The sequence below is a fragment of the Bradyrhizobium sp. USDA 4503 genome (assembly GCF_054055815.1).
This window is the reverse complement of sequence record NZ_JBSRXS010000001.1, coordinates 8296022-8310828: the sequence shown is the minus strand read 5'-3', so window position 1 is coordinate 8310828 and position 14807 is coordinate 8296022. Positions and strand designations below refer to the sequence as shown.

Genomic DNA, 14807 nt, shown 5'->3' with positions numbered 1-14807 from the left:
ACCCCGCCCGTGGACGTGTATATTGTCGAGGCAGGTCTCCTGGCTTGCGGGTCATCGCTGCTGCCCGGCCTTCCCGAAGCCGCACGGGCTTCAGTGACTTTGTTGGACAGCGGCTCGCCGCTCACAGTTGCGGGGGCAGCGCCGGCATTTCACCGGCTTCCCTCTTAGCTCCGGATCAAGCGCGACCGGAGAACCTCGACGACTTGGATTATCGGCAAGATGCCTCTACCGTCAACCTATCAGATCAATCCCTTACGTTGATGCCGCCACATCGGCTACATGAATGACCAATCACTTCGACCACGATAAGAGTCTCACGGTCTGCCTTGGCGATAATGGTTGAGCACGCATACCGATCCGCCTCAACAGAGGCAGGGGAGGCTCTCGCAATGAGAATGGCTATTTGGCGTGCCCTCGGCATCATCGCTGTGCCAGCCTTGCGGACGGCCGTTCATAAGCCGAACCCTTAGACAGATGCTCTGAGCCTGTTGAGCACTTCAAGGCGAAGCTAGTGCGACTCCATCGTTGCCTGCTTGCGGCTCGACACGACCGGATGGAAGCGTAGCTTCTCCAATCATGAAGAGGAACGACACGACCGATCGATCACAGCCGATGAGTATCACCGCGCCTGCGTAAGGCCCAACGCACGACGTCGTATCATTGGCCTGTCTGAAGACCCTGCACTGCCGCCGATTCCAGATCCCGGCGCTGAGGATCGGCTTCGCAACTCCGCGGACATCAAGTGCAAGTGAACCCGGCTGAGGCTGCTAGGGCACTTCCGCAGCGCCCCATCGCCGAGCGATCAATGGCGACAAAAGCGTTCCCGATTGTCATCAGGAACTTGGCAGCGAGCGTTCGCCTGCGCTTCGTCCGGTGCGAGGAGAAAGAACACCAAGGCCGATCAGCAGAATGGGAACATTGGAACGAGCGCAGGTCGGAAAGTCGACAAAGACAACAGGAATCCAGCGCGAATTGCCGGTTATTTCCTGGCACGAAGAATGCAAACCCTCAATTGCCCGGGCTTCTCCTCCTGGGCTGGTCCAGCACAGCAAATTGAGGCTGTGGCTGGCCCACTGAAGTTAGCGGCGCGTGACATAGAGGGGACAGCGCCTGCTCGCGCGGGACATCAGCGGGCGCCCGCGTCACGTTGCCGCTAACTTCTTTCAATCGCGCATAACATTGAAGGCGCCCGCTTGGAATCAACGTGCGGATGAGAACCAGATGGTCCGGCGGTTATGAAGAAAATATCTGCAAGAGGTGTGCTTTGGTTTAGTCTCTGTCAATCGCTAATCTGCCTGGTTGGCCTGGCTGCGACGAGCAATAGTGTGCGCGCGGACGAGAGCGCTCTCGTCGAAAGAGTCAAGTCAACGTGGCGAGCGCAAGACGGTGAGACAATAGAACATATTGTCTCCAACGTTTCGAAAGTGGCGCAGTTCGTCCCTGGAAACTGGGGAGTTGCCGAAGGAATTGACGGAACTGAATACGTATATCTTTCTTGGACCAGGCATCACGATAATAAATCAGACGAACACTACGTTATTACCTGGAAGATCGGGACCGATGGGAAGATTGAGGTTGCGTCTCCGTATGCAAAGCCGATCGAATTGGGCTGGCGCGCCCTCGCGCTTTCGCTGATCGCCAGTGAAGCCACCGATGGCGAAAAAAACGCAAATCTTCGCTTTCTGCATAATCCGGTCAATTTCAACTTTGTGACGACCGCGCAAGGCAAGCTCGGAACTCTTCTGCGGCACGGCCGCTGCCATATCATCGAACCCGTTGTCGTGGATTACGCAACGGGGGGGAATGGCAAGCCGACCGAGAAAGAGGATCGGTGGCGCGTTCTGCTATTGGTAAACTGTAATATACCAGGCCCTCGCCATTTCACCCATAACGGGGTCATCACCTTTGAGAAGCGCGAAGGACAAGATTGGGAGCCACAATCCTTCCTTGCCAAGCGTATCGCGGCCTTTCCTCCTGGCTCGTGGTTCGATCACATGGAGCCAAATGAACTGGAAGCGATAGAGAGGGCGCGAAAGGCCTCGGCAAATGATCGCAGAGGGCAAGACGGCAGCGCTACTCATTGAGCGCTGAGCGCCTCGGGCCCGACAGCAAGGCACATGCGCTGAAAACGCTCGCGCGTCCTGCCAGGCCTCAGCGAGGCTGAGCGTCTCTCACGGCCTGCAGCCCCGCCATGGAAAAATCAGGTAGCACGATAGCTCTCGGCCTTTTGTGCCAGGAGCAGCGCTCAGCGAGCGGCGGCGTACCAGTTTGGGAGAGCTAGGTCGACCGCGCCGCACGCAACGCAGTGAGAGGACACAATCTGCGCTGCTGCTAACTCGCCATCCCATTCTTCCCGGGACTAGGCGTTGAGATGCTGAGGCCAGTCCCGATCGGGCGTGCGCGCAGCGCATCGCGTGACCAATAGGCACCCGCAGGAGCGTGAGCACAGCGACGCCAAAGGCGGCACGCGGGAGCGAGTGCGGCGACGAGACCGGTTAAGAGGGACCCCGGGAACGGGGCAGTGATAGCGACGCCGTCATACTTCATGACGGCGGGCCCCTTTCCCGAGTGCCCCCGGCGAGGAGCTCCGCAGCCTTGTGCGAGGGATCGAAGAGCGAAGAGGAAGATCTAGATTTCCTCGCGCACATTCGTCTGCGCGTCACAGATCTTGATTTGAAGCATGGGAAAACGCTTCTCTAGTTCTGCTCCACCTGCCCTGGCGCCGTCTCTGGTTGCGAATTCGGCCTTGAGTCGGCCGTCCACTTCAAGCGCGTAACAAGAGAGCGGCAATTCGCGGGTGGCTGCAACCATTTCAATCCCATTGTGCAGTGAGGTGATTAACAGCAACGGGTAGCGTGAGTCGGCTGGACCCTGCCAGAACTAATTGCCGCCGTGCTATGATTGCCAGCACCTGTTATGGATTGATTTGTCGCACTGGATGCCATCAAGATTGCCGCTCGCAATAAGGGAGCCTTTCCGCTTATCCCGTGCAATGACGATAAAGCCAGCCATCAACGTAGCTGTCCATCCCTATCGCAACGCTCACCCTCTTACCGAGCTTCCCGCTCTCTTCCGTTCGAGTATCGAAAGCCAATCTAACGTTGACCGGACGTCATTTCGCACGCTCCGAGCCGCCACGAACAGGTCGCGGACACCAGCCCGATATCCAAGTGAAGCTTGGGGGCTCTGTTCAGTGAGAGCAGGCGGAGGCCAGATCGAGCAGTCGCTCTCTTCGTGGCTAGTTTGCCGTGAGGTTTTCCCACCATTATCGAACCAGCGGCAGCCCTGCCTCAAGAAGGAAATCAACCAGGCGTAGCAACGTCGCTCTCTCCGCTCGGCCGCTGAAACTATGCAAACGCAAAGAAATCCCTTGAATCTCACGCCGCGTCAGGTCGTAGGCTGACAATCACCACCAGCTTTCACAAAGCAAGCATCGATGCAGGCCAAATCACGGACTGGTGTGGTCAAGCATTCGAATGTGGCAGGCGACGGATCGTGCGACTTTCTGACCTGATGAACCAAGAGCGAAAGGTTGTAGGAATGAAACACCGCGTAATGATGGCAGCATTGCTCGCTGTCCTCACATCTCCGGTTTGCGCGGCGAAACTCAGCGGTCCTCCGCACATCCTCGACGCCAATACAATCGAGATCGAGCAAACTAGAATTCGGCTTTCGGGTATCGAGGCGCCAGAGACTGACCAGATTTGCCTCGACGCCCATGGGCGCAAATGGGCTTGCGGCGTAGCTGCGCGCGACGCGCTTATCAAGTACTCGAATGGACGAACGTGGGATTGTCAGACCGCAGGAGTAGACAAGTACGGCAGTTCATTCGGCAGTTGCTTCATCGAAGGCCAGGACGTGAACGCCTGGATGGTAAGCTCGGGTTGGGCACTGTCATCGGGCTCGCCTACCCATGCTTACGCAATCTATGAGGTGGTGGCGAGCAATGCCTATGCGGGCCTGTGGTCGGGCGCGTTCATCGCGCCTTGGGACTGGCGTCGCCGTAACAAGGGGACGATCATCGTCGGCGCGAGTTCGGTGCCGAACGACGCTCAGGAACTCCTGCTCGGATCTGCTCTGCTATCGGACCCGCCCTCGCCCGAGTGTCTGATAAAGGGCACCGTGGGCCGCACGGGCGAGCGCACCTATCACTTACCCGGGCAAGTCAGTTACGGACAAATCGACATGACGAAGAAGCCGGCTGAACGCTGGTTTTGCAGCGAAACAGAGGCCGAAGCCACGGGATGGCATAGAGCTGGGCAATGAGGTGACAACATGCATGAATGCCGTCCCCAGAGCGTGTCATATCCGATCACGGCCGCGACCTCGCGCCGCTCGCTATTGCTGTTCGCTATTTCGGCATTCATCGTGCCATTTGGCGACAATATCGTCGACGCAAAGCAAGCAAAAGCGCCACCCAAGCCGGATAACCTGCTCTCGCCGGATCTTGCGCTGAAGCGGCTGATGGATGGCAACGATCGCTATGTGCACGGCGCATCGCGAGGGCGCGATCTCAAACGAGAGCGCCAACTTTTAGTCGATGGTCAAAATCCATATGCGGCGGTTCTGAGCTGCGCCGATTCCCGAGTAGCGCCCGAACTTGCCTTCGACAGCGGACTTGGTGATCTGTTTGTGTGCCGCCTCGCCGGCAACTTCGCCAACAATGAAACGCTCGCTAGTCTGGAGTATGCGGTCGCCGTACTGAACACGCCCTTGATCTTGGTACTTGGTCACGATCATTGCGGCGCGATAGAGGCCACGATCCAGTCGCTTGACGAGGGCAAGCCGGCGCCGGGGCATATTGCTTCCCTCGTTGCTGCGCTTGCGCCTGCTGTAAGAGAATCTCGCCAGCAAACCGGTGATAAGTCCGTCGATGCGATCCGGCAGAACGTGATTGATAACGTCAATAAGCTGAAGTCCAGCAGCCCGATTTTGAGCTCTGCAGTTGAGCAGAACACACTGAAGATAGTCGGAGGTCTATATCGCCTCGAAACCGGCAGCGTCGACCTGCTGGGCTGACGCTGGCACCTTCGCCCGGCCGCCCTGCCGTTTGCAGCCAAGCCGGCTTTCGATTGAGTGTCGCGAGAGTCGCCGTTCTTCGGGCTGCAGCAAATGCTCCGGACACGATCCGCTGCACGATTGTCGCGGCTTCGGGATAAACTTTGGTATGCGCGGTCTCTTGATACTCATCATATTCTTCGTACTTATGTTGGCAACGCGCGGCCAGCACCAGGAAAAACTCATATCGCGGCCGGCAACGTCCACGTCTGCACGTTGATCCGTTAAGCCAACGCAGTTGATTCGAACGGCAGATTGCGCGCAGGCGCGCCGGCATCTAGGCCCTGCCTCCGGAGTAGGCGAGAATTCGGGGACAGAGATCTAGGCGGCCCATCCCGCCATGACACCGATGCAGATGGTTCCGCTGCAGATGGTCCTGCTCAGGTCAACCGGCTCAACCGGGACTGAAGATCACATAGAGCAGAATTACGACCACGACAGCTGCCCAGCCCGCCGATGTTATGAAAACTGCTACTCGCGTCGGCATCGGACGGTTTCTCCTGCGTCAGCCAATGAAGAGACCGCCGGTTCGGAAGAGCCGCCTCGTCGAATCTGCCCTGAGCTCGGACTTTGGATCGGCGTAAACTGGAAGTAAGGCGCGCCCGACATTGTGCTCACCGATCGGAGGGAGGCCTCTGCGCCCGCCGGCGCGCACTTCTGAAAATCGTTTACCGATCCGGACGTCGGCCTTCCGGCCATGATTGGCGACCTCATCGCACGTCGCCCCAAGTCTCTTCGACCAACGCATCAATCATATCGGATACATCATCTTGCCCGACATTAAGCGTCAGCGAGATCCGCAACCTTGCCGTTCCCACAGGTACTGTTGGCGGCCGTATGCCGCGGATATCAAAGCCGCGCGCCTGCAGTGCAGAGGCGAGCCGCATCGCCCGAGCGTTGTCACCCACGATGTAAGGAATGATCTGTGAGTTCGAGCGGCTCGGCCGGCCGCACATGGTGAACTGCCGATGCGTAAAATCGACAAGATCGGTCAGGCGTTGCTGTCGATCAGGCTCCTCCTGTAGGATCAAGAGCGCTTCCCGAGCAGCGACGGCCATCAGGGGCGATGGCGCGGTGGCGAAAATGAATGGACGGCATCGATTGACCATGAAGTCGCGCAATACGCCGGAAGCGGTGACAAGTGCGCCCTCCGTCCCCAGCGCCTTCCCGCAGGTGTGGACCACAAGGAGATTTTCGCGCCCCTCATAGGGCGCGGTGAGCCCCCGTCCCTGGTCGCCGTAAACACCTGTGGCATGAGCCTCGTCCACGACCAAGAACGCATGGTGGCGGTCGGCGATTGTAACCAGATCCTTGAGGGGCGCGAAGTCTCCGTCCATACTGTAGAGGCTCTCCACCACGATCCAGACGCGTCCCTTTCCGCCCTTGGCGCGCCAGTCGCCAATCACATCGTCGACCGACTGGGGATCATTATGGGCGCTTATCCGGAACTCGGCTCGGCCCGCTCGTGCGCCTTCATGAATACTGGCGTGCACGAGCGAATCGAGAATAAGCAGATCGCCCCGCTGCGGCAGCGTTGTCAAAAGAGCAAAATTTGCGATGTAACCGCCGCCGAAAAACAGCGCTGTCTCCGCGCGGAAGAAGCGCGCCGCCTCCGCTTCGAGAGCTTCGTGCTCCTTACAATTGCCGCGCAGGAGCCGTGACCCACCAGCACCGATCGGCGTGCCGGCATCGAGCGCGGTGAGCAGAGCCTTCTTTATACGTGGCGCGCTCGCCAGCGCCAGATAATCGTTCGAAGAAAAATCAGTTCCTGCGCACGACTTCAGGCCACGCAGCCGATCGTCTTCTTTCAAGGCTTGCAGGGCCGCAACATAGCCATTCAGCGGCGTGTTCATTGATCAATACCCAGCCGCCCCGCAGCAGGGCGCGATCAATCGAGTGTTCGTGGCAGAGATCTCGGCTTGTGTCACCGACATGCGACGGATTCGCAAGCAGATCAAACCGCACAGGTCGAAGAAGCACCGCGTCTCCACCCCGACGGTCACGGACTGCCGTCCAGCGAAAACAAGCCTCATGAATCAGCAAGCGGGACGAGCATGCCGACGCAATTCTCGACACACCCGCCCTTGCCGGTGATGCCGACGCTGCTCACCTTGATGCCAGCGTCACGCGGAGACATCTGCGCCCCCTCATTTGTCCGCACCTAAAGGTCCTCCCCGAACAGCCGCTGAGAGAATGAACCAGTTGCATGCGGCGGACCATTCTGCCCTCGCGTAGCTATTTGGCAGATTGGGCACCCTCATGCGCGCGCAAACTTTGTACAGAACGGACAAACGCGCGCACACTCAGCGAGCGTGATCTAATTGTATCATAAGCGCACGCTCCGTACCCCCAGCGATCGCGACATCACACCCCATTTCAAGCGCATCAAATGACGGCCTCCCTTGCGCGCCTCGCCGCACCCGCACCGGCGTTGCGGCGCGGCCAATCTCACGATAGTTATTTAACCGATTTGCAACACACGCTTCGGGTCATCTATGATTCGTCACATCGTCTTGTTCTCAGCCATGGATGCGACTCACATCGATGAGATCATCGAAGGCCTGGCGGTTCTGACCACAATCCCACATGCACGCCGGCTCGAGATCGCTCGCAATCGCAAGACCGACGGTTTCGATAACGATATCGATGTCGTGGTCTATGCCGAGTTTGACAACGAGACGGAACTCGCAGCTTACAAGGCGCATGGCCTGTACCAGGAGGCCATCAGGCTGGTACGACCACTTCGGGAGCTGCGCTTTGCGGCCGACTACGATGTATCCACAGATACGCGCTTCGCCGCGATAGGAGGAATGGTCCAGCTTAGCCGGCGCGCCACGCCCACGCGTTAACCCGACAGTCGATACCAAGAGCCTGCGGAATTCAACGGCGCGATGCTCTCGTTGGAACTGAGATCATCATCGCAGCGCTCGCGAGGCCAATAGTCGTTCGGTGACTAATCGTTCAATGCACGTCCGAGAATTGGAGCGGGTCGAGCCTGTCACTGCATTGCGCTGTCTGGCGCATCGACCACATCTTACGATTCTCGCTGGACTACTACAACAAGACAATATCGCCTCGGCGAACGTACTTTTCATACCGTGGCCTTGCATTCGATCGAACAGGCTGTCGTCGCCGTCATGATGCTTACCCCTATTGTCTCACCAGCTCAAATGCCTGACCTCTGGCGGAGCTTGCTTTCGCCACCGCCCCCCATTTTGGATTTTCCGATCCTGACTGGAGATGAACCCGAACATGGGCTTTTGGACTGAAGCGAATCACGCCAGATCAACAGATCGATGCGATCTGGCGTTCGTGGACAGCTGTCTCAAGTTCGATGAACTGAGCTTGATGATTCTTTTCACGCTAATCTTCTGCACCGTACTTAACCGGAACTCGCCGCGCTCTATGGCTTGCACGGCGTCGACGTACCACTGACCTCCACATAGAGGAGAGCCGACGACTCCCCCCCAACAGCGTCTGCCGACATGTGATATCCCGTGAGCTTATCCGCGACCGTCTTCTTGATCTCATATCACGGAACACTGGACGGACTTCTGAAGGACGAGAGCTGCCCATCGCGGTTCAAGCCGCTTCCGGTCGCGACCTTCGCGGCTCCATTGGTGTCGTAGCCCGCCAAATATCTGCGATCCTCGGCATTCGATTAGGGAAAGAACACGCGCGTGCCAATCGGCCATGCCCGTTGTTCTCCGATCGGACTTGCTCCAATTTCCCAACCCGCACCTCCCCATAAGACATCAACCACTCCAAGGGCGCCCATACCATCACGGACAAAGAATATGTTGGGAGCAGAGTTGGTCTGCAATGTGCCGCTTTCACCGTTGGCTTGCCGTCTTAAGAGGCGCCAGATATCTGCCAATTTGCTCTCATCGGGAATTCCCAGTTCTCCGATGATCTCATTGTCCTTTGCGGGATTCTTCAAGGTGTAGGTTCGCAGACATCTATTGCCCGCGGTTTCGACCGTCACCGCGAACCTTCGCACAAAGGTCGCGCCAAGCCACGCAATCCTGACTTGTGCCTTTGGCGTGATATCTTCCTTAAAGTGCTCCCGCGCGATGAACGTTTCAGCCTCGACCTGGTTGCCGGCCGTCAGCCTCAGCGAGCATCTGATCCCTACATTTGAAACAACCGGCGCCGATCTACCGTTATCAGTTTTGCTCTCCTGCGCAGTCGCGCTGACCGCCCATATTAGCAGAACAGAGACGAGATACGAGTTGCCCCTTAAGCGGCGCATTGTTGGCGTCGCCATCGACCTGCGCGAGATCACTGCCATTCGTTATTCCACGTCGCCTGGATCTCGGCGTTTGCCGGCACCCGATATGGAGCACGACCGTTCGACCGGATCGCGTTCCGCCTTTAGCTTCAACTGCGCTAAGTCAATAGATTCGTCCACCTGCCGCCGAAGTTCATAGGCGATGGTCGGCGATCGGCCAGCGACGTGCAGATCGCAAAGACGCGCACGCCAGGACACCCCACAGCCTCAACTAGGCGACGACCGTCGCTGTTTCTCGAGCGCAGGATGATCCGGTCGACGCGCTCAGCGAGTTCAACGGCATCTACCGCGAACTCGACGTCCATGTCGGCCTTTGCCTTGCGGCGGCCCCAGTCATACACGGATTCCTTGATCAGCTTAGCGACAAGCGCGTAGCCGTTATCGTCGAGGAGTGGCCGGATCGTCGAATATTCCCGATCCTCGGTCATCGGCGGAGCCCCCGCAGTAGCGGGCCTTTCATCTCTGGTCTCTGGAAGCTTCGGGTGACTTCAATTGCTGCCTGCGATGATTTATTGCTGCGCGTGATGATTGGGGCGTCTATATCCAAGTCCCGTTCGCTCCGCTCCGACAAACACAGTACGCAGCGGACGAAACTCTCGGTTCTCACCTAAGTGCTCTCGGTTTTCCCAATGGTTGTATCCGGATGTGAGTTTTGCAAAAATAGGTGGACCGCTGTCGCCCAGTGAAAGCTTGCGTTCTGACGGTCATTGATAGACACGACGTTAGGATCTTCCCAGCAGGGGTCCAGATCATCTGCGGCATGGCCAATTCCATGCGCCTGTTCCGCGCTTCGGCGGAGGTCAGGCTGGCTTCGGGCGATGAGTGTCGATTGTCGCGCGTCTTCCCAGACAGATGCCGGCTTGCCCGGGCTGGCCTGCCCAAGATCTGGTCCCGGGCTCGCATTCATTCATGCCGCTCGGCACACTATGTGACATACGGCGTGTGCCGTCCAACGAACGCTTTGGTACGAAGCATCATCACCACGTTTTCATCACGCCCGGGCCTTTGGCCTTTGTACCCTGACTCGCACAGCGAGGAACAAAGCGCACGAGTCTGCCCCATCCGCTCGCGTCAAGAGAACACGTAATCAGCTATGTGCCTTGGCCGTTCCTGCCATTGGTTCGGTCACACACGATCCACACCTGCCGCCGTGTGTCGAATGCCCAGCTCCACTGATCGTCTTCGCATAGTCAGTGATCGGACGCGGCCGGCCGATGAGATAGCCTTGAACCTGATCGCACGCCTCGCGTGACAGAAAGTCAAGCTGCTCCTTTGTTTCAACACCTTCGGCGACGACAGGCAAATTGAGCCCCCTGCCCAGCCCGATCACAGCACGAACGATCGCTGCCGATTGGCCATTACGCTCGACATCCGAAATGAAGGATTGGTCGATCTTGATCTTGTCGAATGGAAATGACTGCAGATACGATAGAGATGAATAGCCGGTTCCGAAATCATCCATCGCGATATGGACGCCGAGAGCTTTGAGGCGCCGCAGGATAGCAATCGCGCGATCAAAATCACCAATCAGGACACCTTCGGTAATTTCGAGCTCCAACCGGTCCGCGGCGAGGCCAGTCTCCAACAGCGTGGTGTGCACCAAGGCCGGAAGGTCTCCCTGCACGAATTGTGCAGGCGAAAGATTGACAGCAATGCGTAATGGTTGCGCCCAAGCCGCCGCTTCACGGCAGGCCTCCCGCAGCACCCACGTCCCAATCGTAAGGATCGCGCCACTCTCTTCGGCAAGCGGGATGAAAACGGCTGGCGAGATAAGTCCGCGGTTCGGATGTTGCCAGCGTAGCAGAACCTCGAACCCGATGATCTCCCCTCCAACCTTGGCTTGCGGTTGATAGTGCAGCACGAGCTGCCGCTCGGAGACGGCTACGTTCAGGTCCTGGTGCAGCGCACGCTTCTCGCGCAATCGGATGTCCAGGTCGGCGTCGAAAAATCGAACCATACCGCGGCCGTCAGCCTTGGCACGGCACAGCGCTGCATCCGCATTGGCGACGAGCGTACCGGGATCTGCCCCATCCGCCGGATAGATGGCAACACCAATGTTGAGGCCTATGTACGCGCGATGCCCGTCGATCTCGAATTCGTCGCCGCTCACAGCAAGTAGCCGATCGGCGAGGGCCGTCGCACCTGATGGCAGTACGCAATCTGTGAGAATGATGGCAAAATCGTCGCTGCCCAAGCGCGCCAGAAATGCTCCCGCGGCAGCCACAGAAAATCGTTCCGCTGCGCGGCACAAAATGGCATCGCCCATGCGGTGACCGAAAATATCATTGATCTCCTTGAAGCGATCGAGGTCCAGGCAGAGGACGGCGAGTCCCCTGCCAGACGATTTTGCCGCCTCGAATGCCGACGCCAAATGCTCGTTGAAGGCCGGCTGATTGGGCAAGTCCGTCAACAGGTCGTGGAACGCCATGTGTTGGATCCGCGCCTGTGCCTCCTTACGCTCGGTCACGTCTTCGATAACCGTCAATAGATATTTTGGTTCACCGGCGCCATTGAGCACCGGAAAACTGGATGGCTTGACGTGCCTTCTGCCGTTCCCCGGAGTGTCGAGCCAATGCTCATCGAAGCACAGTTGGCGTCGCGACTTCACGATCGCCCTATCGTACCCAAAGATCGCTTCGGCTTCTTCCTTGGGGTAGACCTCGAATGCGGTTTTACCGATATAGCGGGTCCGCGGGACGCCCAGCAACCGCTCGGCGGCGCGGTTGAGCAAGATATATTTGAAACTCTGGGCATCCTTCACGACGATGGGTGACGGCGTATTCTCGATGACCATCTCGAGAAATTCGCGCGTATCGTCGGCAGCATCTCTTGCCTGGCTTAGCTGCTCGTTGGCATCGGCGAGTTCGCGCGCCCTGGCACGGTTGATTAAGAGTGACCACACCGCAACTGCAAACAGCAGGCCGAGGAGCAGACCAGCTGAGAGAATGAGCCGAGGCTTCTGCCCGTCGATCGTGGCGTCGAATGTCGGCAATGAACTAAAGCGTATCGTCCAGGTGCGTCCGTCGATTTCCAGTGGCTCGACCACGGTAAATGCGGACGTCCGTGGTCCGGATCCATCGGTGCTATCGTAGAGTTCATCGTTCTTTCGGAGCGACACTCCGTCGTAGATTTCCAGCCTGACGCCGGAGAGCTGCTCGAATCGCAGAATGCCTCGCATCAGGTCACGCATGCGAAACGGCGCATAGACATATCCGACGAGCTCGGCTCTGCGCTCCTCGACGGTTGTCGGCGGTACGGCCGTTTGATAGACCGGCAGATACATCAAAAAGCCACACTGAACACCCTGGTCCGTCTCCTGCACCAAAGTGACTTTGCCGGAAATCGACGGTGCGCCGGTGTCACGCGCCATGATCATGGCTTCCCGGCGCACCGGCTCGGTGAACATGTCGAAGCCGAAGGCGCGCCGATTACGCCAATCAAACGGTTCGAGATAGATGATGGAGGTACATTCATCGCGATCGCCGCCCGGGCTGATCTGGTAGTCGGGGATTCCTCCGGATCGAACCGCCAGAATGTGTGCACGGCGCTCCTGCGCGGCAATTTGCTTCGTAAACCCGACGCCTTGTATCCCCGGGTATTCTTTATCGATCGCAAGCGTGCCGACGTAGGTCCGCCACTGTTCGCGGCTCACGCGATTGCCAGTCGCCGCAAAGAGCCCCACACCGCCGCGCAAAACCTGCCGATAAGCGATGAGCCGCTGACGTATCGCGAACTGCGCCTCGCTGACGTTGAACTTGAACCTTTCGTTGGCAATTCGAGCCGATTCGGTCGAGGTGTGGGCCGCCATCCAGATCGACGCAATGGCGATGCCGGTGAACGCGCCAACAGCCAGCAGACCGGCTGCACACCTTTTCAGCGAACTCAACAAACTGCCAAGCCGTCCGCAGCCATCTTTAGTGATGGATCTTGTCCGCCGATCTCGCCGTCCAACGAGCCCCTGCATGTTGCGCTCCTTTGCGGGACCTGCACCTGCGATTTGCCGGCAGATCCGATGCACGTCTGAGTTGGTTCGGCTGTCGCATAGCGGTGCGCATACAATCTCAGTTGTGACGATCGCTTGTATCGGCTGCGCTGCTCGTCTCAGCAGATCCACCAAACGGAGTGCATCGTAAGCGATGATCGCGCTGATTGTATTATCGTTTCGTAAATGCTGTGCGCGTGTCAGAGCACCGTGACATGACTTTCACGGCGGTGGCCATGCCAAGATTATCTAGATGTCACTAAAGTAGCGCGGTTCGGCCAGAGCCCTGGCAACTACGTTATTCTGTCGGGTCATCACCAGATGTGCATCATCGGCAAAGCGGGCGCGGGGCGCAGACTTTGTACGAAACGGACCGAAGCACACGCCATCGCCGTGGACTTGGCTCAAAGGGTACGTTCTAAAGCCGCACGTGCCATGATTATCGAACGCGAATGGTCGAGGTGTTCCGCGCTGGCGGCTCAAAGCAGCAACGATTGCTAGTGCTCGATGCCACTGGGCGATACAATGAGCTCTTACCTAGGGACCGCCCCGGGCACAAGGGACCGGCGACATGTACGGGCACGTCGCGCGCGCCAACATCGATCGCTATCTCAGTGTGCTTTACAGCACTGATCTCACGAGCGATGACCGACAGACGGTCACGAAGCTATTGCTCGGCGAGTTGGACAAGCTCCGTTACGATCCCGCGCAGCTGGAATTTGTCGAAAAACGAGCCGCGAACGGGCGTGAAAGGGTGAACCATGCCAGGCGCCTACGCGAGTTCTATGCGCTCGGCACAACAGAACGCGAAGAATCGGATAGGATGTTAGTAAACATCGAAAGTCTTCAAAGTCTGCTGGATGCTTTTATCGTTGCTTGCAAGAGAGGATAGACTCTCGCACGTCTAGGACGCCAGGGGCGGTACGAGCTCGTCTTGATCTTCGTCATATCCTGCGTCTGTCATCCGCTTCTAACTGATACTGATAGCTCAAGTATGCATCACCGTGGCGGAGATCGAATTTTTCTTCCTGCGGCTTTACGTCCTGAACCACGCCCCCTGGGATGAGCTCCATCAAAAACAGGCACTCAAAGGTCGGTTTCAAGCGACACGTGGGGACGAATTGCATTTAAACGTCGCGCTTAGTGAAGATAATGATGCGGTCAAATGCGTCTCGCTGGCTCGTTGGCGAAAATCGAGCAGGAACAGGGACATGGTCAGTCACTTCTACCGGCTGCTTTACCGCTTCCGCATGCGCACATATGCTGAAGCACTGTTTCGGCGTAGCAGGCACGAGAAGCAGGAAAAGCTCTGGCTGCAGTGCAGCCTGATGCGCCTTGGGAGCGAACTACGGCAATCCGAGCACCGGTCCAGTGCAGCGGGTCGGCCGGTCCAGGACGCGGCCGAAGCTATCGGCAGTTCCATCTGAGGACGCGGGAACTCGTGCTGCCGAGAACAGCGCGTTACAGCAGCAACAA

11 protein-coding genes and 1 riboswitch are annotated in these 14807 nt (G+C 58.0%); of the genes, 6 read left to right on the top strand and 5 right to left on the bottom strand.

Features of this window, described 5'->3' with window-relative positions; all coding sequences use genetic code 11:
* Positions 1-12: 12 nt before the first annotated feature.
* Positions 13-213: riboswitch (cobalamin riboswitch) on the bottom strand.
* A gap of 1211 nt (positions 214-1424) precedes the next feature.
* Positions 1425-2084, top strand: a complete 660-nt coding sequence (locus tag ACVMIH_RS39125; RefSeq protein ID WP_456827137.1) for a nodulate formation efficiency C protein — start codon at positions 1425-1427, stop codon at positions 2082-2084.
* 544 nt (positions 2085-2628) lie between these two features.
* On the opposite strand, the gene ACVMIH_RS39120 is transcribed toward ACVMIH_RS39125, so the two are convergent.
* Complete coding sequence (locus tag ACVMIH_RS39120; protein WP_456827136.1) at positions 2629-2811, bottom strand: hypothetical protein; 183 nt, start codon at positions 2809-2811, stop codon at positions 2629-2631.
* 744 nt (positions 2812-3555) lie between these two features.
* On the opposite strand from ACVMIH_RS39120, the gene ACVMIH_RS39115 reads away from it, so the two are divergent.
* Together ACVMIH_RS39115 and ACVMIH_RS39110 are read left to right on the top strand one after the other, a co-directional pair.
* Positions 3556-4266, top strand: coding sequence for a thermonuclease family protein (locus ACVMIH_RS39115; RefSeq protein ID WP_456827135.1), 711 nt, complete (start codon positions 3556-3558; stop codon positions 4264-4266).
* A 9-nt stretch (positions 4267-4275) separates the two neighbouring features.
* On the top strand, positions 4276-5019 hold the full coding sequence (locus ACVMIH_RS39110; protein ID WP_456827134.1) for a carbonic anhydrase: 744 nt from the start codon (positions 4276-4278) through the stop codon (positions 5017-5019).
* A 749-nt stretch (positions 5020-5768) separates the two neighbouring features.
* Here ACVMIH_RS39110 and ACVMIH_RS39105 read toward each other — a convergent pair.
* A complete protein-coding gene (locus tag ACVMIH_RS39105) occupies positions 5769-6911 on the bottom strand; it encodes an 8-amino-7-oxononanoate synthase (RefSeq protein ID WP_456827133.1) in 1143 nt (380 codons plus the stop codon).
* Between the two features lie 642 nt (positions 6912-7553).
* Between ACVMIH_RS39105 and ACVMIH_RS39100 the strand changes: the two genes are divergently transcribed.
* The gene (locus ACVMIH_RS39100) at positions 7554-7907 is read left to right on the top strand and encodes a Dabb family protein (protein WP_456827132.1); all 354 of its coding nucleotides are present in this window, start codon (positions 7554-7556) and stop codon (positions 7905-7907) included.
* Between the two features lie 812 nt (positions 7908-8719).
* On the opposite strand, the gene ACVMIH_RS39095 is transcribed toward ACVMIH_RS39100, so the two are convergent.
* The 3 genes from ACVMIH_RS39095 to ACVMIH_RS39085 all read right to left on the bottom strand — a co-directional run bounded on the left by ACVMIH_RS39095 (position 8720) and on the right by ACVMIH_RS39085 (position 13313).
* A complete protein-coding gene (locus ACVMIH_RS39095; RefSeq protein ID WP_456827131.1) occupies positions 8720-9349 on the bottom strand; it encodes a hypothetical protein in 630 nt (209 codons plus the stop codon).
* Between the two features lie 98 nt (positions 9350-9447).
* The gene (locus tag ACVMIH_RS39090) at positions 9448-9777 is read right to left on the bottom strand and encodes an NYN domain-containing protein (RefSeq protein ID WP_456827130.1); all 330 of its coding nucleotides are present in this window, start codon (positions 9775-9777) and stop codon (positions 9448-9450) included.
* A 659-nt stretch (positions 9778-10436) separates the two neighbouring features.
* Complete coding sequence (locus tag ACVMIH_RS39085) at positions 10437-13313, bottom strand: bifunctional diguanylate cyclase/phosphodiesterase (RefSeq protein ID WP_456865910.1); 2877 nt, start codon at positions 13311-13313, stop codon at positions 10437-10439.
* A 589-nt stretch (positions 13314-13902) separates the two neighbouring features.
* On the opposite strand from ACVMIH_RS39085, the gene ACVMIH_RS39080 reads away from it, so the two are divergent.
* Together ACVMIH_RS39080 and ACVMIH_RS39075 are read left to right on the top strand one after the other, a co-directional pair.
* On the top strand, positions 13903-14223 hold the full coding sequence (locus tag ACVMIH_RS39080) for a hypothetical protein (RefSeq protein ID WP_456827128.1): 321 nt from the start codon (positions 13903-13905) through the stop codon (positions 14221-14223).
* A gap of 112 nt (positions 14224-14335) precedes the next feature.
* The gene (locus tag ACVMIH_RS39075; RefSeq protein ID WP_456827127.1) at positions 14336-14758 is read left to right on the top strand and encodes a hypothetical protein; all 423 of its coding nucleotides are present in this window, start codon (positions 14336-14338) and stop codon (positions 14756-14758) included.
* Positions 14759-14807 lie beyond the last annotated feature (49 nt).

What these genes read in the sequence shown, in the direction of transcription:
- ACVMIH_RS39120 (WP_456827136.1), bottom strand. Translation starts at nt 2,811, where the DNA reads ATGGTTGCAGCCACCCGCGAATTGCCGCTCTCTTGTTACGCGCTTGAA.
- ACVMIH_RS39110 (WP_456827134.1), top strand. Translation starts at nt 4,276, where the DNA reads ATGCATGAATGCCGTCCCCAGAGCGTGTCATATCCGATCACGGCCGCG.
- ACVMIH_RS39090 (WP_456827130.1), bottom strand. Translation starts at nt 9,777, where the DNA reads ATGACCGAGGATCGGGAATATTCGACGATCCGGCCACTCCTCGACGAT.
- ACVMIH_RS39100 (WP_456827132.1), top strand. Translation starts at nt 7,554, where the DNA reads ATGATTCGTCACATCGTCTTGTTCTCAGCCATGGATGCGACTCACATC.
- ACVMIH_RS39095 (WP_456827131.1), bottom strand. Translation starts at nt 9,349, where the DNA reads ATGGCAGTGATCTCGCGCAGGTCGATGGCGACGCCAACAATGCGCCGC.
- ACVMIH_RS39115 (WP_456827135.1), top strand. Translation starts at nt 3,556, where the DNA reads ATGATGGCAGCATTGCTCGCTGTCCTCACATCTCCGGTTTGCGCGGCG.
- ACVMIH_RS39080 (WP_456827128.1), top strand. Translation starts at nt 13,903, where the DNA reads ATGTACGGGCACGTCGCGCGCGCCAACATCGATCGCTATCTCAGTGTG.
- ACVMIH_RS39085 (WP_456865910.1), bottom strand. Translation starts at nt 13,313, where the DNA reads ATGCAGGGGCTCGTTGGACGGCGAGATCGGCGGACAAGATCCATCACT.
- ACVMIH_RS39105 (WP_456827133.1), bottom strand. Translation starts at nt 6,911, where the DNA reads ATGAACACGCCGCTGAATGGCTATGTTGCGGCCCTGCAAGCCTTGAAA.